Origin of the sequence: Microbulbifer sp. A4B17 (assembly GCF_003076275.1) — a bacterium.
Classification (GTDB): domain Bacteria; phylum Pseudomonadota; class Gammaproteobacteria; order Pseudomonadales; family Cellvibrionaceae; genus Microbulbifer.
Genome location: NZ_CP029064.1, coordinates 416,233 through 436,528, shown reverse-complemented (window position 1 = coordinate 436,528; position 20,296 = coordinate 416,233). Strand labels below are relative to the sequence as shown.

Annotated in this window: 13 protein-coding genes; 7 read left to right on the top strand and 6 right to left on the bottom strand. The window is 56.2% G+C overall.

Annotated features, from left to right (window positions below; translation table 11 throughout):
* Window positions 1-41 precede the first annotated feature (41 nt).
* From BTJ40_RS01890 to BTJ40_RS01875, 4 genes are all read right to left on the bottom strand, one after another.
* Window positions 42-1,649 (bottom strand): carboxyl transferase domain-containing protein, encoded by a 1,608-nt coding sequence (locus BTJ40_RS01890; protein ID WP_108731531.1) that lies wholly within the window; start codon window positions 1,647-1,649, stop codon window positions 42-44.
* Between the two features lie 118 nt (window positions 1,650-1,767).
* Entirely contained in the window at window positions 1,768-2,937 is a 1,170-nt protein-coding gene (locus tag BTJ40_RS01885) for an isovaleryl-CoA dehydrogenase (protein ID WP_108731530.1), read from the bottom strand.
* Window positions 2,938-3,047: 110 nt separating this feature from the next.
* Window positions 3,048-3,464 (bottom strand): MerR family DNA-binding transcriptional regulator, encoded by a 417-nt coding sequence (locus tag BTJ40_RS01880; RefSeq protein WP_108731529.1) that lies wholly within the window; start codon window positions 3,462-3,464, stop codon window positions 3,048-3,050.
* Between the two features lie 98 nt (window positions 3,465-3,562).
* Window positions 3,563-4,675 (bottom strand): hypothetical protein, encoded by a 1,113-nt coding sequence (locus BTJ40_RS01875; RefSeq protein ID WP_192879371.1) that lies wholly within the window; start codon window positions 4,673-4,675, stop codon window positions 3,563-3,565.
* A 337-nt stretch (window positions 4,676-5,012) separates the two neighbouring features.
* Here BTJ40_RS01875 and serB point away from each other — a divergent pair, with 337 nt between their 5' ends.
* Window positions 5,013-6,122, top strand: coding sequence for a phosphoserine phosphatase SerB (gene serB, locus BTJ40_RS01870; protein WP_108735130.1), 1,110 nt, complete (start codon window positions 5,013-5,015; stop codon window positions 6,120-6,122).
* Window positions 6,123-6,553: 431 nt separating this feature from the next.
* On the opposite strand, the gene BTJ40_RS01865 is transcribed toward serB, so the two are convergent.
* Window positions 6,554-8,497: a M1 family metallopeptidase gene (locus BTJ40_RS01865; RefSeq protein ID WP_108731528.1), complete on the bottom strand. Its 1,944-nt coding sequence runs from the start codon at window positions 8,495-8,497 to the stop codon at window positions 6,554-6,556.
* A gap of 311 nt (window positions 8,498-8,808) precedes the next feature.
* Between BTJ40_RS01865 and BTJ40_RS01860 the strand changes: the two genes are divergently transcribed.
* A complete protein-coding gene (locus BTJ40_RS01860; protein WP_108731527.1) occupies window positions 8,809-10,470 on the top strand; it encodes an alkaline phosphatase in 1,662 nt (553 codons plus the stop codon).
* A 67-nt stretch (window positions 10,471-10,537) separates the two neighbouring features.
* Here the strand turns inward: BTJ40_RS01860 and BTJ40_RS01855 are convergent, their stop codons facing one another.
* Window positions 10,538-12,625 (bottom strand): EAL domain-containing protein, encoded by a 2,088-nt coding sequence (locus BTJ40_RS01855; protein ID WP_108731526.1) that lies wholly within the window; start codon window positions 12,623-12,625, stop codon window positions 10,538-10,540.
* Between the two features lie 730 nt (window positions 12,626-13,355).
* Here BTJ40_RS01855 and BTJ40_RS01850 point away from each other — a divergent pair.
* The 5 genes from BTJ40_RS01850 to BTJ40_RS01830 all read left to right on the top strand — a co-directional run bounded on the left by BTJ40_RS01850 (window position 13,356) and on the right by BTJ40_RS01830 (window position 20,270).
* Entirely contained in the window at window positions 13,356-14,669 is a 1,314-nt protein-coding gene (locus BTJ40_RS01850) for a 3-dehydroquinate synthase II (protein ID WP_108731525.1), read from the top strand.
* A gap of 66 nt (window positions 14,670-14,735) precedes the next feature.
* Entirely contained in the window at window positions 14,736-15,845 is a 1,110-nt protein-coding gene (locus tag BTJ40_RS01845; RefSeq protein WP_157953857.1) for an SDR family oxidoreductase, read from the top strand.
* 10 nt (window positions 15,846-15,855) lie between these two features.
* Window positions 15,856-17,268 carry a hypothetical protein gene (locus BTJ40_RS01840; RefSeq protein ID WP_108731523.1) on the top strand — a complete coding sequence of 471 codons (1,413 nt, stop codon included), beginning with the start codon at window positions 15,856-15,858 and terminating at the stop codon, window positions 17,266-17,268.
* Window positions 17,269-17,274: 6 nt separating this feature from the next.
* Window positions 17,275-19,050: a class I adenylate-forming enzyme family protein gene (locus BTJ40_RS01835; protein ID WP_108731522.1), complete on the top strand. Its 1,776-nt coding sequence runs from the start codon at window positions 17,275-17,277 to the stop codon at window positions 19,048-19,050.
* A complete protein-coding gene (locus tag BTJ40_RS01830; protein WP_108731521.1) occupies window positions 19,020-20,270 on the top strand; it encodes a hypothetical protein in 1,251 nt (416 codons plus the stop codon). Before BTJ40_RS01835 ends, BTJ40_RS01830 begins: the two co-directional genes overlap by 31 nt.
* Window positions 20,271-20,296 lie beyond the last annotated feature (26 nt).

Here is a 20,296-nt window from a genome sequence, read left to right as displayed (position 1 = left end):
GCGGCACCGGAACATTTCGCTGGCGCCGCAACCACGGTTTCTTACATGCGGAACACGCCGAACTTGGTCTCTTCCGGTTCCTTGTGGCTGGCCGCCGCCAGGCACAGACCGAGCACGCGGCGGGTATCCGCCGGATCGATAACGCCGTCATCCCACAAGCGCGCGGAGGCGTAGTATGGGTGCCCCTGGTGTTCGTAGTTATCCACAATCGGCTGCTTAAACTGGTGCTCTTCCTCTTCGCTCCAGGATTCCCCTCGGGCGGCCATCTGGTCGCGCTTCACCTGGGCCAATACGCCAGCAGCCTGTTCCCCTCCCATAACCGAGATGCGCGCATTGGGCCACATAAACAGGAAGTTGGGATCGTAGGCGCGGCCACACATACCGTAGTTACCGGCGCCGAAAGAGCCGCCGATGAGGATGGTAATTTTGGGCACCTTGGCGGTAGCGACAGCGGTCACCATCTTGGCGCCGTGTTTGGCGATGCCGCCCGCCTCGTACTGTTTGCCCACCATGAAACCAGTGATATTTTGCAGGAAAACCAATGGAATCTTGCGCTGCGCGCACAACTCAATAAAGTGCGCGCCCTTCTGCGCACTCTCCGCAAACAGGATGCCGTTGTTGGCAACAATTCCCACCGGGTAGCCCTGGATACGGGCGAAACCGGTTACCAGGGTGGTGCCGTACAACGCTTTAAATTCATCGAACTCAGATCCGTCCACAACCCGCGCGATAATCTCGCGCACGTCAAACGGTTGGCGCGAATCTTTGGGCACCACGCCGTAAATGTCTTCCGGTGGATAAATCGGCTCCACTGGCTTTTGGATATCCAGGCCGGGATTTTTGATGCGGTTCAGGCGCGCTACAGAGCGGCGCGCCAACTGCAACGCATGTACGTCGTTATTGGCGTAGTGATCGGAAACCCCGGAAGTGCGACAGTGCACCTCGGCACCGCCGAGTTCCTCAGCAGAAACTTCTTCACCGGTGGCCGCTTTCACCAGGGGCGGGCCCGCCAGGAAGATGGTGGCCTGCTCTTTCACCATAATGGATTCGTCTGCCATAGCCGGCACATAGGCTCCACCGGCGGTGCAGCTACCCATAACCACCGCGATCTGCGGAATATTCTGTGCAGAGAGATTGGCTTGGTTAAAGAAGATTCGACCGAAGTGCTCACGGTCTGGGAAAACGTCGTCCTGGCGCGGCAAATTAGCACCACCGGAATCCACCAGGTAAATGCACGGCAGATTGTTCTGCTCGGCGATGGTCTGCGCGCGCAGGTGTTTTTTTACTGTGAGGGGATAATAGGTTCCACCTTTTACAGTGGCATCGTTAGCCACTATCACACAGGGCTGACCGGAAACGGTGCCAATACCGGTAATAATACCCGCGGCCGGAACATCCTCACCGTAAACCTCGTGAGCGGCCAGCTGGGAAAATTCCATAAAAGGGCTACCCGGATCGAGCAGCGCATCGATACGGTCCCGTGGCAATAATTTTCCTCGCGCCAGGTGTTTTTCCCTTGCGCGCTCGCCGCCGCCCTGGGCGATGGCTTCCACTTTCTCGCGCAGGTCTGCCACCAGCGCCTGCATCTGCTCGCGGTTTTCGCCAAAGGCGGTATCGCGCGTGTTTATTTTGCTCTGCAACTGATTCATAAAGTCCGATTCACTTTCCCGGAGAAAAGACCTCCACAGGGCGCAGCTTATTGCCGCAGTGCCCGGCTGGAGACAGCTGCCGCCGGCAGGCGCCGGCGGCGAGAAGAAATGCCCAGCCTTAGCGGGTCTCTTTAAACAGCTCGCGACCAATCAGCATACGGCGCACTTCAGAAGTGCCCGCGCCGATTTCGTAGAGCTTGGCATCGCGCAGCAGACGACCAGTGGCGTACTCGTTGATGTAGCCATTGCCGCCCAGTGTCTGGATAGCCTGCAGGGCCATCTGTGTTGCGCGCTCCGCAGTAAACAGGATTACAGCGGCGGCGTCCTTGCGCGAGTCCTCACCACGATCACAAGCCCGGGCCACAGCGTACAGGTAAGAGCGGCTGGCATTCAGGTCAGCGTACATATCGGCGATCTTGCCCTGCATCAGCTGGAATTCACCGATGGCCTTGCCGAACTGCTTGCGCTCGTGAATATAGGGAACCACCACATCCAGGCAGGCCTGCATAATTCCGACAGGGCCTCCAGAGAGAATCGTGCGCTCGTAGTCGAGACCGCTCATCAATACGCGTACACCGCCGTTCAGTTCACCGAGGATATTTTCTTCCGGCACTTCACAGTCTTCGAACACCAGCTCACAGGTGTTGGAACCGCGCATGCCCAGCTTGTCGAGCTTTTGCGCCTGGGAGAAGCCGGCGAAACCGCGCTCAACGATAAATGCAGTGATACCACCGGAGCTGATGCCCGGCTCGGTGCGAGCGTAGATCACATAGGTATCGGCATCGGGACCGTTGGTGATCCACATTTTATTGCCGTTCAAAATAAAGCGATCACCGCGCTTCTCGGCGCGCAGTTGCAGACTTACCACGTCGGAACCGGAGTTGGGTTCACTCATGGCCAAGGCGCCTACATGTTCACCGGAACACAGCTTGGGCAGGTACTTGAGCTTCTGCTCGCGGGTACCATTTTTACGGATCTGGTTTACGCACAGGTTGGAGTGGGCACCGTAGGACAAGCCCACAGAAGCAGAGGCGCGGGAAATCTCTTCCATGGCCACAGCGTGTGCCAGGTAACCCATATTGGAACCGCCGAACTCCTCTTCCACGGTCATGCCCAGCAGACCCAGCTCGCCAAACTTTTTCCACATATCCGCAGGAAACAGATTGTCTTCATCAATCTGCGCCGCGCGCGGGGCCAGCTCCGCCTGGCAGAACTTGTAAACCATGTCACGGAGCATATCGATGTCTTCACCGAGACCGAAATTCAGGGTTGGGTAGGAGGTGTTCATAACGGCTCCACTGATATTTAAAAATGTCTTTAATTCAAATAACCGCCTTGGCGGCTGTTCAATACCACATGAGGCAACTGCGCCACTCTTGGCACAGTGCCGAAATCTGTTTAGGAAACGCTGCTGTCATCGCTTTGAGCCAGGGACTCACGGGCCCTGGATTCAGCTTCATCCAACTCTTCCATCAGGCTTTCGATATCCCGCAGTTGCTGTTGTAACTGCAGACGCTTTTGCGCGATACGCTCCAATAGACGGTGCAACTGCTCCACATTGCCGTGGGCCGGGTCGTACATATCGATAATTTCACGGCTCTCATCCAGGGAGAATCCCAGCCGCTTTCCGCGCAGGATCAGCTTTAGGCGCACACGCTCTTCGGGACTATAGACGCGGGTCTGGCCGCGACGCTCCGGATTGAGCAGGCCCTTGTCCTCATAGAAGCGGATGGCACGGGTAGTGATATCGAACTCCCGCGCCAGCTCGGAAATGCTGTAACTATGGGGCCCCGGTTGGCTTGCTTCTGCTTTCATAACGACTTCCTCAAGATGCCATCAAGCCTAGCAAGAGTTTACGTTAACGTAAACGTAAAGCAGGCGCCAAGAGAGAACCCCAAGGCACTTCCAGTCACCTACCCCACGGGAGTTCTGTGGGGAGTGGCTTCGGCTCCAAGCAGTTGTTGTAGCTGATTGTTGAGGAGTTTTTGATAGGAAGGCGTCAGGCCAGTCACTTCCAGCGCCCAACCGGCACCATGGTGCTCAATACGCCCCAACAGGGAGCTGTCTTCCAGCAACTCTGGATGTAAAAACAGGCCCCGGGATTGATTGAGCAGTTGATCGGCACAGAAATCTGGACACTGTGGCTGGGATGGGACTACTGCCAGAGCCAGTTTGAGGCCCGTAGCGCGACTCACACTCTGCATTTCACGCAGCAGTAAACCACAGCAAACCGCGCGGAAGGCTGCATCGGTGCCGGAGAAATCCAGACCAATCTGCGGCCCGGCATGATTCAGTGGGTCGGCGCCATAGATACGCTGCAACAAGCGCATGCGCCCATCCAGTTCCCGCTGTAATCCTTCCAGTGCACTGCGGCTCAGCTGATTGCCCAGTTGCGCCCAATTGAGAGGACGGAGATAGAGCCCCACACTGGGCTCGGCAACCTCGGTGACAGCTTCCACTGACTGGGGTGCCTGTGCAGGCAATGTGCGCCCCCTGGACAAGCTACCGGTAAGCAGGGCCGCAACCGCGCTAAACGGCAGGGCAAAAACCAGGGTCAGCAACAAGCTGGCCCAGGGAAAAGTAATGGAATTTCCAGGCACAAACGCCAGGGTGATATTGCCGGCAATACTATCGTGCAGGACTACTGGCTCAGTGATTGTCTCTCCCCCTTTAAGGTCGCCCACTTCGGCCAGGGAATTCGATTCCACATCCTCAATTAAAATGCCGGAAACCATCGGAAGCTCTAGCAGCTGCCGGGCGATCAACTGCAAGCTGATGCGATCCCCGGCGACGATACTCTCCAAACTTTGCCCGGCGAGAATGGTAGCTGCCGCCTTCACAGTAATCCTGTCCCGCTCTATAGCGCCAGTGCGCTGCTGACCATAAAAATGCCCCAGCGCCGCCGCGCAGAATATTGCCAGCGTTACCCAGATGGTCACAGCCAATAAACGCTGGCGCGCACGCTTGGATAATTGTGAAAACTGGGCCGGTATTTTTCGAATAATGGATACAAATGAAACTGACATAAACTGCAGCAGATATCTTGTGTATTGTTTTTTTACTATCGCCCCAGCTATTTTGGAGCAGCGGGCATTTTAGCGGCAGGCACTAAAATTGTGCATACCCAATTAATTCCTCAGCGATTGGTAAAGCTAGCAACGAAATAGTTCAACTCAACGCGCCCGATAAGAAAAACTTCTTATCTCCCCTCCTCGACCTGGACCAGGACCAAGACCAGGACCAGGACCCCATTAAATACCCAGGTAGATCAGCAATACTTCAAATAAAGGAGCAGCAATTTTAGCGAAGAATCTCACAAGAGCTATAATGCGCCGGACATTTTATACAAACGGGATAGAGCTTATGGGTGATCAAATAAATTCACAGGAATTCCACCTCTCCCTGGAACAGATTGCCCAGGCTTCAAGTAGCAGTACAGTGCGCTACCTGAATTACCGCGACAAGGTCGCCAGACTCGGACTGGAATATTCCGGTGCTGCGCCCTTCCCCGGCGTAACCACCGACTTCGCTCCGATACCTGAAGAACCGGGTTCACTTGAAGCCATCTGGTGTATCACCTTGCTGAGCCACTCTGTGTCCCTGCCTCAACTCCAGTACCTTTTGCGGTTTTTTGACGAGCAACAGTGGAGCCTCTTCGCCACCGATACTTTGGCACAGAGACAGGATCGCACCGTCATTCGCTTTCAAATTGATGGCGATCTCGATTTCGACAGCGCGCGCCTGGCCTGCCTGGGGGTAGCGGATGAGCTGGGAGTAGACCTGACCATCCAGGCCTCCGTTACCCAGAGGGTGCCGAAGCTGGCAGGCTTTGATATGGATTCAACCCTGATCGATGCCGAGGTTATCGACGAGCTGGCAAAAATTACCGGTATTGGCGACCAAGTCGCCGCCATCACCCAGGCCACCATGGCCGGGGACATAGATTTTTGCGAGAGCTTCAAACGGCGCATGGCCCTGCTTAAAGGATTTTCCGAACAGCGTTTGGCGGAAATTGCCCGGGAATTGCCGCTAAAAGAGGGCGCCTATGAATTACTGGCAGCCCTGCACGCACTGGGTTGTAAAACGGCACTGCTTTCTGGCGGCTTTACCTACTTCGCAGAATTCCTGCAACGAGAGCGCCTGCCCCTGGACTATACCCACGCCAATGAACTGAAATTCGCCAATGGAGCCCTGACCGGTGAAGTGGTGGAACCCATCATTGATGGCGATCGCAAACGCAAATTACTGCAGGAAATTGCCAGGGATTTAGACCTGGGGATGGAAAGCGTGGTCGCTATGGGTGACGGTGCCAACGATATTCCCATGTTGAATCTGGGGGAATTGGGTATCGCCATTCATCCCAAGCCCAAGGTGAGACTACAGGCGCCCCAGGCCATCAACCTGTTTGGCCTGGATGCCGCCCTCTACCTGTTTGGACTCAACGATCAACAAATCGCGAGGCTAGGGAAATAATTCAACTTAGCTCTTAAAGCATCGCATGAGGAAAAGGAAAACTCGGCCGCTTGTTGTTATCCGTACAAACACTGGGGCCGGGTTTTTGCCCACAACTGGCAATAAAAAGTCCCAGGACAACCAATAGTAAAGCCCGTTTATACATAGGTGCCTCCCTTCCTGAGTGAAATCTCTGGGGCAGCAGAGTACGCAAAGGTAATCCATTTGAACAGCGATTTAATGATTTTTATGCCAGAAATCTGGCGTATTAATCACGCTATCGTACCAGTTCGCTTATTTATAAAAACAAACTGAAAAAAAGCCTATAAGAATGCTTTGCGGAGAAAACTTTAGTATTAGCCAAATTGGTCGGGAAAAGAAAGAAAGAAAGGGAAGCTGCCGCAATCCAGATATTCTGTAGGGAAATTGCGGCAGCTGGGGAAAAGAGAGGATTAGCCCTCTTTTTTACCGTAGATAACCAGGCTGTTAACTTTCACTGTCAGCGGGTGATAACCCACCTTGGCACGCTCAAAAATACGCGCAGCCACATCTTTTTTACCGCTCTCAACCATATTGCGATACAGCGGGCGCAGGAACTTGTTTCGGCCGATGCTGGTAAGGAAGTTCTCCAGGCGCTCGAAGGCCGGCTCATAGTCATTGCGCACTGCAATCATCAGCCAGCTGAAAGCCACTTCGTTATTGCGGGATTCAGTCAGGCCAAAGGCGCTGTCCAGTTCCTTTAACTGCGCTTCCGTCAGTTTCTCCGGCATACCATCGAGGAAGTATTTCCACTGGTGGAAAGTCCAGCCTTTGGTATCGATATCCTTCGCCGCCAGTTTGCCGTCCAACCACTGTTGACGCACTGGATCCAATTTAGTGAAGGCATCGGACTGCGGATGCGGCGCACCTTCGGGAATACCCGGATCGAAGATCCACTGGAGGATACGATCGCGGTCCAGCTTGTCGGCGTGCTCAACCAGCAGGGTCTTGTCGAGGTACTTAACGAAATCCTCGGTGGTGATACTCTGGAAGGAGAAGTGGTTGAAGTACTCCATCAGGAAGCGGTCAAACGCTTCGCGGCCTACTTTCTGCTCCAGCTCATACAGGAACAGGGAGCCTTTCTCATAGGGAATATTGGAGAAGACTTCATCGGGATCACGGCCGCGCAGGTCGATCGCCATAATCTCATCGCGGGGCTCTTTATCGGCCAGATCCGCTTGCAGATCGTCATAGCCCAGGGCCATTTCCATCTGGTAGCGCTCATCACCGTAGACGAACTGCATAATGCGATTGGTCAAATAGGTGGTAAAGCCTTCATTCAGCCACAGGTCGCGCCAGCTGGCATTGGTCACCAGGTTGCCGGACCAGGAGTGGGCCAATTCGTGTGCAATCAGGGCCACCAGGCTCTTATCGCCGGCAATCACCGTCGGAGTGATAAAGCTAAGGCGCGGGTTTTCCATACCACCGAAGGGGAAGCTGGGCGGAAGAATCAGCAGGTCGTAACGATCCCAGTGGTAGGGGCCATACGCCTTTTCTGTCACTTCCAGCATGGATTCAGTATCGGCAAACTCCGCTGCTGCAGATTCCAGCATGGAGGGCTCAGCGTAGACACCGGTGCGCTCGCCCATGGGCTTGAACTGCAGGTCGCCAACCGCCAGGGCAATCAGGTAGGAGGGGATACGCTGGGGCATTTCAAACTCGTAGACGCCATCTTTGGCCGACTGCGGGTCATTGTTCGCACTCATAACTGCGCGCAGCTCTTTCGGGGTGCGTACAGTGGCGTTGTAAGTGATACGAACTTTCGGGGAATCCTGCAGCGGAATAAAGCTGCGCGCGTGGATCGCCTGGGCCTGGGTAAACAGGAACGGATGCTTTTTACCCGCAGTCTGCTGGGGCTCCAGCCACTGCACGCCAGAAGCGCCCGGCGCTGTGCGGTAGCGGATAGTAATGCTATCGGCATCTTCCGGCAGCTCAATATTCAGCGGAGTGCCCAGGTGACTGTCTTTCTCGCCCATAGAGAATTTTACTGGCGCGCCATCGGCGGATACAGAAACCACTTCCAGCTCGCGGGTATCGAGCACCATCGGCAGGTTCTTGTCATTGAGACGCTTGAAGTCCAGTTTGGCTTCACCTTCCAGAACCTTGCGGGAGAAGTCGACAGTCAGGTCCAGATCCAGGTGTTGAACCTGGTAATCATTGCTGTTGGCGAAAGAGTGGTAGTCCACACCGGACTGCGGCGCCTTTTCAACGCCGGGCTTCTTCTCGATTACAGCGGACGCCTTCATCGGCGCACTCGCACTGTCTAATTCGGCCTTGGAAGGCTCCGACTTGGAACAGCCTCCGGCAACGGCAAGGCCGCCAACGATCAGACTGGTACACAGTAAACGGGGCAACATGGGTCTACTCCCTGAATTCAGCTTTTCAATTTGCGCCACAGGATACCTGAGAGAGCGCAGATGAGAAACGACAGGGGCCTCTATGCCCGCCGCTGCCTGGCGCGCTAATCACTCGTGCGAGCCTCAGCTACCGACGGTCATGCCGCTAATTGCCAAGAAACCAGATTAATGTCTCAGTTTTGGCCCCTTAGGACGAATTTCATGACTAATAACAGTAAGGGGAGAAAAATACTGACCGGGGATTAATACATCGTTCACTTTACAGATTCAGACTGCGGTTCCTTTATAACAAGCACTATAAGGAGAACCCCATGTCTCTGTCCCGGAGGCGGTTTCTACAATTTTCCGGCGCCGGCCTGGCGGCCCTGCCCCTACTGAAAGCCTATGGTTCCGGCCAGGAGCCGTTCCAGCACGGCGTAGCCAGCGGTGACCCCCTGGCAGATCGCGTAATTCTCTGGACCCGTATCACCCCGTCCGCCGATCCGGAATTCCAGTCCATGGTGCCCTACACCTGGCAGATCGCCCTGGACCCGGAAATGACCATGGTAGTCAATAGCGGCAGTGGCATCACCGGGCCCGAGGTGGACTACACAATCAAAGTGGACGCCAGCGGCCTGCTGCCCGGCACCAGCTACTATTACCGTTTCTACTCTAACGGTATCGACTCGCCGGTAGGTCGCACCCGCACTCTACCCACCGGGCATGTGGACAAGCTGCGTTTTGCCGTTACCAGCTGCTCCAACTACCCCATGGGTTATTTCAATGTGTACCGGGAGATTGCCCTACGCGCAGACCTGGATGTGGTGCTGCACCTGGGCGACTACATCTACGAGTATGGGCCCGGCGGCTACGGTACCGACACAGGACTGGGCCGCGAGCCAATCCCCGCCAAGGAAATGGTGGATATCCAGGATTACCGTCAGCGTTACGCCCAGTACCGCTCCGATCCTGACTTGCAGGAAGTGCACCGCCAGCACCCGTTTATTTGTGTCTGGGACGATCATGAAACCACTAATAACGCCTGGGCCGGAGGTGCCGAGAACCATAATCCCCAGGACGGTGAAGGCGACTGGTTTATACGTCGCTCGGTAGCCAACCAGGCCTATTTCGAGTGGATGCCCATCCGCGATAACGGCATCTTTGATCTATTTGGTGACAAGGCAATCTATCGCAGTTTCCGCTTCGGCAACCTGATGGACCTGATGATGCTGGATACCCGCGTCGCCGCGCGATCCGAGCAGGCCAAATGGTTTGATCAGCAGACAGCCGATGACCCGGAGCGCAGTATCCTCGGTGCCCAACAGGAACAGTGGCTGCATAACAGTCTGACCCAATCCCAGTCGGATGGCGTGCGCTGGCGGGTATTGGGGCAACAGGTAATGATGGCGCAACTCACCCTGGCCCGGGATTTGTCTGTGAATATGGATCAGTGGGATGGGTACACCGCTTCCCGCGAGCGCCTGTTCGATCATATTGCGGACAATAATATCGACAACTTCGTAGTTCTCACCGGAGATATCCACAGCTCCTGGGCCTGGGACCTGGCCAGCAATCCGTTCAGCATTTTGAAATACGGGCGCTTGACCGGTCGCGGTGCCCTCGGCGGTGAATTTGTCACCCCCGGGGTAACCTCCAGCTTCCTGGACAAATCCCACCTGACCGATGTCGCCTCCATCGCCATGGACGGGTTGATACCACACCTCAAGTGGGTGGAGATCACCCAGCGCGGTTATCTGTTGATGGATGTTTCCCACTCCCGCACCAAGGCCCATTGGTATCATGTGGATACGGTCACCAGCCAGAATTACAAGGCTAGCCTGGCAAGGATCTATAAGCAGGAAGCGGGGCAGAACCATATCCAGCGCGCCTGGAATGAGAGTACTGCCGGGGAGCTGGTACCGGCTCCGGCACCACAATACGGCGCACTGGCCCGCAACACCATCGCCGCCCTGCGCAGCCGCTACAACGTCTAATTTACAGACATTAAAAAACCGCCCCCCTGTAAAGGCGGAGCGGTTTTTTAACACTTGAAGCGTGAAATCATTCGAGACTGAAGTCGAAATTCATATCTTCCGCTGGTGCCTGCACATAGTAGCCCTGAATGTAGTCGGTACCGGTCTGCCACAAAGTCGGCAACATGCTGGCCTGCTCAATATGGGGCACTATCACCTTGGTATCCGCCTCACCCAAACGCTGTACCAGCCCTGACAGGGAATCACTGCTTTCACCTTCATCCTGAACTTCGCGCACGAAAGAGGGGTCGATCTTGGCGATATCCACTTTCACATGCTCCAGCGCCTTGAACGGATTGAGTCCGGTGCCGAAATGACACACGGAGACGCGACAACCCAATTGCTGTACCTGAGTGGTAAAGTCCCGGGCCGCGTGCAGGTTGCTGTTAATGTCCTCCTGGCGCAACTGGAAGATAACCGTCCCCGGCGCTACCTTGGCTGCTTTAAAGGCAACCGCCAGCCAGCCGGGCAAACTGCTATCCACCAGTGAGGCAGTTGTGATATGCAGCATCAGGGAAATATTTTTGCCCTCAGCCCTGGCGGCGGCAGCGGCTTTGATCGCGGTGATAATTACCCAGCGATCCATCTTCGCCGACAAGCCCGCATCGCCGAGTTCCTGCAGGAAGGCCAGCGGCGCTAGCTCTTCCTTGTCGTCGAGCATACGCACCAAAACTTCGTACAACTGCTCGCCGGTTCCCTGCAAACTGAGAATTGGCTGATAGAGCAACTTCAGGTTGCCGGCTTCCAAAGCCTGAACCACCCGTGCACGGTGATAGGTATCCGCGTCGGCACCACCTTCGGTATCCGGCTCATAGAGCGCAAAATTCCCACCTTTCTTTTCTTCACCAAGAGCCTGCTTGTGGGCAGATAGGGCCTGGTCCAGCACCTGCTGTGCACCGCTGGAGGCCTCACTCATCAGGGAAATACCGATAGATGCGGTGATTTGCAGAGTTTTGCCATCAGCATCGAAGATGGTGTCGGAAATCTTTTTCAACATGTCCCGCGCGCGCTGCTCGATGCTGTCCGGGGTCGTATTCGGGCTGAGCAAGCAGAAGGCATCCTCACTGTATCGAGCCAGGGTATCGCCACTGCGCTGGCAGGATTTGAGTAATTCCGCCATGCCTTTTTGCAGCGCATCGGCGCCGGCCACCCCCACAACTTTCAGAACTTCATCTTCAAAGCGATCCACTTCGATTAGCATCAGACCACCAGTATTGTGAGAGTCCGCAGCGGATTTGATGCTGGAATCCAGTACCTGCAGGAAGTGCTGACGATTAAACAGGCCAGTGAGCGGGTCGCGGTTCTTGATGTCGCTGAGCTGCGCTTCCAGCTGCTCTGTATCACCCCGGCGCGAAGCAATGCGCACCTGTAGACAGCGCTCATCATCGTAAGTGGTACTGAGCACTTCTGCACGGGTGGGCAGGGATTCACCGGAGGCGGTTTTGGCGGTAAATTTCCACTCTTTCGCCTCCAGCTCGTTATTGTCGATAGCACAACCTTTGAGGAATTCGCGCCCCGCCTCCTGCTCATTTTCCGCCAGCATATCGATCAGCGGCTGATATTCAATATCCTCGCCGGAGTCGTAGCCAAAACGCTCGGCAAGGGAGTCGTTGGCGTAGACAATCAGGCCATCGGAAATATAAGCAATGGCATCTTTGGAGCTGTCGAGCAGCTCTTTGGCGCGCTTAAGGGTGGCGTGATAGCGGCGGTCATGCAGACGCGCCTGACGCCGATTTGCCAGCGCTACCAGCTCCCGCTGTATCACAAAGAGAAGGTGCTGGTCTTCATCCACCACCACTACATCGCGGGCCCCGAGTTTCAGCCCCTCTACCACAGGCTGGGCGCCGCTGCGCTCGGTCAACATAATTACCGGAACGTCTTTTTGCAGCTTACTGATGGTCCGCAAGGCAACTGAGGGCGGCACTTGGGTGCTGCTTTCGGCAGCGATCACCAAGTCCCAGGTTTTGTCCTGAAGCAAGCGGTTAAACACTGCCTCGCTGGCCACATGCTGTGCTCGATTGGGGCGGCCTGCGTTGTGCAGCATACTCACAAGGCGTTGGGCTTCCGATGGGGTATCGTGAATCAGGAGAAGTCGTATTGTGTCGTTGCTACTCATTACTTGCTCTATTTTTTTAATGGCGGCACACAGCTACCGCTGGCGGTAATTTTAGGGGGCGTCGAGGATGGCATACAAGGGTAGATGAAAGTGGTACCTGTGATCTAATTCACACAACGCTCCCTGTCAAAAGTGTCCGCCTGTCTCCATCTGCGGTCCGATTACCGCTATTCAAATTTTCCCGATGTAAATGCCTGCCCTTGGAATAGGCCTATCGGGAAAACGGATTAACCGCGCAAATATATCGAGCGTTGGTGCAGAGCAGTTAGCATAGATCAATTTGACGAAAATTTATTTATCAAGCCTAGCGTTTCCCGAGATCCTCCCTCTCACCAATCCCCTCAACCGATTGATAACAAGTCCATCTTCAATAAATAAGCTCATAGGCCCGATTCAATAGGGAAGCCCCATCACCGGGCGCGCAAAAAAACCGTCATACGTACGTACCTGTTTCAGGTATGGGGAAGTGGATTAAATACACTTTTCGGTGACGAAAAACTCAATTGGCACACCTGTAAAAATTGTTAACAGAGGCGCCAAACAATCGCACCTAACAGTTCTGCTAGGTGACGTTCACCCCCCTCGAACTTAGTCTAGCCGCCGGTATTTATGGCCGCTGGCCAGATGCAGGGAAGCAATTGGTGGGGAAGTTTCCAACCACCCGACTCAATTACAGAGCCAGTTCCCTCAGCCAGCTCCACAGTTTTTCAAACGTCATCAGGAAACCGACATGGAACAAGTTGAGAGCAAACGCCCTGCCACTTCCAAAAAAGCCCGCAAAAGTGCACAGGAAAAAGCTTCCCCATCGAAGCGCGAGCCCACTACGCCACTGGAGCCGGCTCCGCCCGCCAACACCGCGCTTTTTCCCGCTACCACAGAAGTGCGCGAAAATCGCGAGCACGTGCTCTGGTATGACTCCAATGTGCTCAAGACACTGGATGAAGAAACCCGCAAGGCTATTATCCAGCGTCTAGGTCAGGGCCGTTACAACGGGATTGTCCTCTACGCCGATAACTTTGAGCTTTTAAATGAAGCCGTTTCCCCCAGGTTGCAGCGAGTGGTTCACCTGGAGGATATGGGTGAGTGGGAAAAATTCGGCAAGCTGTTACAGGAAACTGCCGGTAAAGAAAAACCCGCGATCGTATCCAGCTACGAGGCCCAGATACTGAGCGCAGCCAGTGAAGCCGGCCTGCGCACCAGTCTGCGTATTCATGTAGATAATGCCGAGAGCCTGCACACGTCTTTTCACCAGGGCATGCACTATGACCACCTGATGGTGTCCTTCAAAGATCCCACCAATATTCCTCTTGAGCTGGTAATTGCAGAACTGCACAAAACCAACACCGTTCTGCTGAAAGAGGTCAACCAGGATGTGGACGATGCAGTAATCGCGCTCGGCGTCCTGGAACTGGGCAGTGACGGCGTCCTCGCCTCTTTCACATCCATGGAGCAGTTCGACCGTTTTGCCAACAAGATGGATGCGCAAACTTCACCAAAAATTGATATTGAAGTGGGCGTCATCGATCGCATCACTCATCTGGGTCTGGGCTATCGAGCCTGTATCGATACTACCCATATGTTCAATCCGGATGAGGGCATCCTGGTGGGTTCCACCTCTACCGGCGGTATTCTCTGCTGCCCGGAAGTGTTCCACCTGCCCTATATGGAGCTGCGCCCATTCCGTATCAACGCCGCTTCCGTACACAGCTATGTATTCCAAAGCAATGATCGCACCAGCTATATCAGCGAGCTGCGTGCCGGCAGCCAACTGACCACGGTGAACTCCAAAGGCGAAACCCGCCAGGTTTACGTGGGGCGCACCAAAACGGAAATCCGCCCGCTGCTACTGATCGAAGCCACCTTCCCGCAAAACCGCAAGGTCAACATCATCATGCAGGACGACTGGCATGTGCGCGTGTTCTCCGACAAGGCGACCCCGCTGAATGTCACCGAGCTAAGGCCCGGCGATCGCGTGTTGGGATTCGGCACTGAGCCCGGCCGCCACGTCGGTGTGAAAGTCGACGAACACATTATCGAACTCTGATTTTCCCGCCCGGAGGCGCGCTGCGCCTCCGCCAAACCACCGATCGGAAATACAAGGAGTGTGAAAGTGCACCAGGTACTCATTACCGGCGCAACCGGCTTTGTCGGCAGCGCACTGGCGGCAAACCTTTTAGCTCGCGGTGTTAAAGTCATCGCCCTATCCCGCAACGATCCAGACAGTATCCGCACGATTAATGCCGTACTCACCGCTGCGCACGGCTGCCAGCTGGATGTGAGCGGCGCGGTTGAGAACCACCTGACTGTGATCGATACCGATTTCAGCGAGCTGGAAAATATCCTCGCCACAACCGACCTCAGCGGTGTTACCGAGGTTTGGCATGTGGCAGCGGAGATGAGCTATTCGCCTCATAAACTGGAAACCGCCATTAACACCAATGTGGGCAATACCGCACGGCTCTACCAAACCGTTCAGCAACAGGCCCCCAGATGCCGACGTTTTTACTATGTTTCCACGGCCTATGTCGCAGGTATGGCTGGCGGTGAAGTGAAGGAGGAGCTGCACCCCTTCAGCCAGATGGTGAATACCTACCAGACTACAAAATGGAGTGCAGAACACTCCCTGCACCTGCTGTCACTGCGCAACAGCCTGCCGATCACTATCTTCCGCCCCAGCGTAGTTGTGGGCCACCGCCACACCCACTGGGTGCACCGCAACGGTTTTGGTTTTTACATGTTCCAGGATGCCATGTTGGCCGTCGCCGGCGCCGGGAATTGCGATCTCGCCATCGACCTGTTGCCAGAGCCGCGCCTGGACCTGGTTTCCGTGGACCAACTGTGCGCTGACGCCTGTTCACTGACCTTACGCAGCGAAGATCCCGGAAAATTTGAGGTATTCCACTGCTCCGGTGGCGTTGCAGTACCGGCGGAAAAAATGGTGCAGATTTGGGCGGATGTCGCCGGGGTGAAGGCACACCTGGGTAATCCCACCACCTCTGTCGAGCAAAAATTCGATCGGGCCGTCAGGCTCAACCAGCGCTTTATGCGCATCGAGTGGCACTTCGACCGCTCCCGCCTGGATGCCGTTACCGGGCGCACCGAGCCTGTCAAACCTCTATCCGCCGAAGAAGTCTGGGGCCTCTGTGCCTGGTATGCCGGCAAACCTACAAACTCCAAAACCAGTGAGGCCGAAAAGGCTGCAACTGCCGAAGTGATCTGAGGAGTTGGCTATGGACAGTTTCACCGCATCTACAACAGCCGCCAATGTCGCCTTTACGGCCCCCCAGCCCATCGATGCCATGGCCGAGTTTTTTATCCATTTAGGTGAGCTGGCCAACGTCAACACCAACCAGATCCTGATTGTCAGTGGGCGGATTCAACCACAGTTGCTGGAGCAGAGTGTGCAGCGCGCGGTGCGCCAGATACCGCTGCTGCGCACCCGCCCCAAGGGCCAGCAGCTATATGAAGTAAATACCGGGTCCTATCAATGGGTCCACTGCCTGGAGTATGTAGGCGCCTGCGATTTCAACGACCACGATTTTCGCCAGTTGCTGATGGACTTCAGCTCAACGCACCGCCTGCAGTGGTGCGACCGTCCGCCCCTTCAGGTTTTGCTGGTCAACGGTGGCAATGGACACAACTCCTGCGTCTACCTGAGCAGCCACCACGGTGTCGCCGACGCCCGCAGTGACTGCCTGCTGCTGCGCGCGATTATCGATCACTACGCCCATATTAGCGGCGTGCCTGGTGCCGTTGCCACCAATCAACCACTGCCCTTCACACCACTGCCGGAAATTCGTCCAGACTGGTTCCGCCCCCTGAAGCGCGGCTATCGCTGGCTACAGGCGTTCGCCAGCGTGGGACTCGATCTGATGCGCAACGACAGTGGCATGCCGGTAAAGCTGCGCGGACAGCGCTGGGAGACTGACGATAACAACCGGGAAATCGGACACCTGGATTTTTTCCAGAGCCTGATGCCCAGAGCCCTGGAAGAGCGCCTGGCCAGCACAGCCAAAACCAATGGGGTCACTATCAACACATTGTTGTGTACCGCCCTGGCGCGACTGATGGAAACCTCCGGCCGGCACAAATCCGGCTATTTGCGCATGACCTGCGCGGTGAGCCTGCGCCGGCTAATTGATCAACGCTACGATCACAGCTTCCGCAACTACCTGATCCCCATCGGGATTCGCCTGCGCACCGGTCAGAGCACCCCGGCGCTGATAGAAAGCATGCACAGTGCCATGGCAGAAGCTCGGAGCAATGATCGGGTCAGCACTGAACTCGCCAGACTGGAAACCCTGCTGCCGATACTGCGTCTGCGCCCCCTGCACGGCCTAGCCCGGCGCCTGCTGAACCGGGCACTCGGTACCAATGCCTGTTACTCCAATCCCGGGCGAATAGAAGAGGATTTCTCTTCTTTTGGCTCAGATGAGCACCAAACCCAAAGCTACGTGGGTTTCGGCTGCTTGGTGCCGCCCTACGACTTCATTCTCTACACGCCCACGGTCAATGGCCGGATGCAGTTGGATCTGGTTTATCGCCGCTCGGCGTTTGCCGACATCCACGCAGAATTCGCAGCACCCTTCCTGGGTGAGCTGCGCAAGCTGCTGGACGAGCTGTCACCCACTCACCGGAGTTGATGCACCATGAGCTACGCCATTGCTGTCCCCTTAATCCTGGTATTGGGCTACCTGACTTTTGTTTTGTTGCGACTCGGTTACTGGGGGCGTCTCTCCCTGCTGGCCAGCTGGGACAACCGCGTCGATCAAGCACTGGAATTTGCCACGCGCCGCCACGGTGACCGCGAGCTGATCGAACTCACCCGACCACTTAGCTGGAGCCGTGAACAACACTGGAGTGCCGCGTTGATACTCCGCACCGTGCGCCAGCTATCGGCCTGTTGGAGCCACCTGGGTGTCAGTGCAGGGGATCGGGTAGCAATCTACAAAGCCAACCAGTTCGACTACTTCCTGTTCTCCGTCGCCGCATTGCGTATCGGAGCTATCGCAGTGCCCATCAACGGCAATGTCGCCCCCGAGACAGCGATAGGTTATATGGAGCGCATGGGGGTGAAACTGTTGGTAACAGATACCAGTGGCTGGCAAAAACTCACCGCAAACGGCGCTGGCAGCACTTTATTTAGCGGGTTGACCGGTACAGTTCTTACGGATAGCAACAACCACCTGGCTCCAAAGGTACGCAGCCTGGCTGTATTGCTGCTTGAACCTCTGGCCCCGGTGCCAGAATCCCCGCGAGGTGCCGCCGACCCGCTCTATATCGTCCACACCTCGGGTACCACCGGCGTACCTAAAGGCGTGATTCTGAAACAGGAAGGCATCGCTCAGTCCCTGCGCTCTATAGTGCTGTTCAACCCAATCTCCACCCGTGACCTGGCCTGCTTTGCCCTGCCACTTAACCACCAGGTTTCCCATCTCTACCTGCACGGCATGTTGATGATGGGGATACACGTAATCCTGGATGACAAGCTGGAAGCAAGGGAGCTGGTGTCACAGTTACACAACCGCAAGCCCAGTGTTTTTTTTGGGTTCCCTATCACTTACACCCGCCTGATGGAATCCGGGGCCCTGGACCAGCCCTTGGACAGCGTGCGTATCTGGGGTACTACCGCCGATGCCAGCCACGAGGTGCAGCAGCGCGCATTTATCGCTCACGGCTCCTTCTTCACCCGCTTGGGCTTGCCCTGGCGCGGCTCACTGTTTGTGGATGGCCTCGGTTCCAGTGAAGTGGGAATCGCGGCGCTCCTGCGAATCACTACCCCCTGGACCAAGCACTTCGACCGCCGCGTGGGACGCAAGACCCCCCTGGGTCCGATGATCAAGATTGCCGACGCCGATGGTGTTCCTGTGGAAAAAGGCCAGGTGGGGCGCTTGATGATCAAGGGCAAGAGCATGTTCGACGGATACTGGAATGCCCATGATGTCTACTACGCCTCAACGCTGGATGGCTGGTGGTTTACCGGGGATATGGTGCGCCAGGGCAGCGATGGAGAAATCGTTCACCTGGACCGGGAAGTGGACGTGATCCACAGTGCCGCAGGGCCGGTTTACACCCTGCCACTGGAGGAGGTTGTGTTAAAGCAAGGCGGTGTTCTCGACACTTGTGTGTTCGGTTTACGTCCTCACCCGGAAGGGCCCGAAGTACCGGCAGCCGTTGTTGCTCCGCAGGCAGGTGTCGACCTGACAGATGCAGAATCCCTGCGTCAAAGCCTCAATGCCCTGCTCCCGGGCCATCAGCGACTGGATTACTTGTGGGTGATCGACTGGGCTGAATTCCCCATAGGTGCCACCGGTAAAACTCTTAAGCGCCGCCTGCGCGAGCGTTACAACCCGATAGTGCAGCAATCGCGAACGGTAATCACGGAGGCAGCCTCGTGCGAAAGCAAAGCCTTGGAAAGCGCCTGATTGCCCTGGCCACATTCACTGTGGCTATGCCTGTCCTGGGCCAGACCCAGTGGGCCTTCGATACCAGCAGCAATAGCAAAACCTGGCGCAGTGACTACGAACTGAGCCTGCAGGCGATCTATGAACGTGAGCGATTGGCTGAGACTCTGGGAGATGACGACACCCGGCGCAGCGCCGCCGAGCTGCGCCTGGATTTACAAATGCGCTGCACCAAAGGCTATTGCGACGGCACCCGAATCGTTCTCAAACCCCGCCTTGCTGCGGACAAAGATGAGCGTCCGGCAACAATGCCAGATCCTTACCCCGACTGGTTTGCCGAAGGCTACCTGCTTTACGAAACAGAAGAGGGAACCCGATTCGGCGCTGGCAAGCGCCTGCAGGGCTGGGGGCCATCATTGCTCTACAGCCCTACGAACCGACTGTTTCCCGACAACGGCGCCGTGACACCGCGCCGGGATATTCCCGGCAAACCCATGGCTTTTGCCAGTACTGATATCTCCGCCCGGGCGCGCGCCAGCCTGTTGGTGGCGGACCCCCGCCTGGATACCGTAGACGCCATCGACAGCGGAGGCAGCTTCCAGCTGACCCGAGCCGAGTGGAATTGGGTTGAGGGGCAGGTGACAACTGTCGGCGCTGTCGCCGCTGGTGGTGGCGGTTTCCAGCCCTATGCCGGCGGTTACGTCCAACACGGCCTCGGCGATGCCTGGACCCTCGGTGCAGAGTTTGCCGCCTCCCGGGGTTACGCGGAATCCAGTGACACAGGTATCGAGCTGACGCAAAACCGCAGTCACTGGCGTTGGGACGGTGTGATCAATCTGCGCTACGGCGCCACTTCCGGCGCCGAAACCGGCCTGGAGCTTATCTATAACGGCTACGCCCTTAGCGAGGCCGAACTGCGCAACCCGCAGCTCGCCGCCCTGCCGTCAGCGGGCCGGGGGCCATCTCGCAACCGCCCGCTGCACCCGTTTGTACAGCGCCACTATGCCCTGCTGCAAACCACCTGGCCAAAGTTGTTTGGCGACCGCCGCTGGAGCCTTACCGCCAGATTACTTCAGGGCCTGGATCAGTCCAGCAGCAGCGGTTTTGCCGAACTTTCCTACAGCCCAAGCGACAGCGTCACCCTCTATTTAGGTCTCTCCGGCAGCCGCGCCAACGAGGATCTGGAGCTGAGCCAACCGGTGACCAGCAGCAGTTACCTGGCTGTGGACCTCTTTTTCTGAACGGAACACACGAATAGAGCGAAAAA

What these genes read in the sequence shown, in the direction of transcription:
- BTJ40_RS01890 (WP_108731531.1), bottom strand. Translation starts at nt 1,649, where the DNA reads ATGAATCAGTTGCAGAGCAAAATAAACACGCGCGATACCGCCTTTGGC.
- BTJ40_RS01885 (WP_108731530.1), bottom strand. Translation starts at nt 2,937, where the DNA reads ATGAACACCTCCTACCCAACCCTGAATTTCGGTCTCGGTGAAGACATC.
- BTJ40_RS01880 (WP_108731529.1), bottom strand. Translation starts at nt 3,464, where the DNA reads ATGAAAGCAGAAGCAAGCCAACCGGGGCCCCATAGTTACAGCATTTCC.
- BTJ40_RS01875 (WP_192879371.1), bottom strand. Translation starts at nt 4,675, where the DNA reads ATGTCAGTTTCATTTGTATCCATTATTCGAAAAATACCGGCCCAGTTT.
- serB (WP_108735130.1), top strand. Translation starts at nt 5,013, where the DNA reads ATGGGTGATCAAATAAATTCACAGGAATTCCACCTCTCCCTGGAACAG.
- BTJ40_RS01865 (WP_108731528.1), bottom strand. Translation starts at nt 8,497, where the DNA reads ATGTTGCCCCGTTTACTGTGTACCAGTCTGATCGTTGGCGGCCTTGCC.
- BTJ40_RS01860 (WP_108731527.1), top strand. Translation starts at nt 8,809, where the DNA reads ATGTCTCTGTCCCGGAGGCGGTTTCTACAATTTTCCGGCGCCGGCCTG.
- BTJ40_RS01855 (WP_108731526.1), bottom strand. Translation starts at nt 12,625, where the DNA reads ATGAGTAGCAACGACACAATACGACTTCTCCTGATTCACGATACCCCA.
- BTJ40_RS01850 (WP_108731525.1), top strand. Translation starts at nt 13,356, where the DNA reads ATGGAACAAGTTGAGAGCAAACGCCCTGCCACTTCCAAAAAAGCCCGC.
- BTJ40_RS01840 (WP_108731523.1), top strand. Translation starts at nt 15,856, where the DNA reads ATGGACAGTTTCACCGCATCTACAACAGCCGCCAATGTCGCCTTTACG.
- BTJ40_RS01835 (WP_108731522.1), top strand. Translation starts at nt 17,275, where the DNA reads ATGAGCTACGCCATTGCTGTCCCCTTAATCCTGGTATTGGGCTACCTG.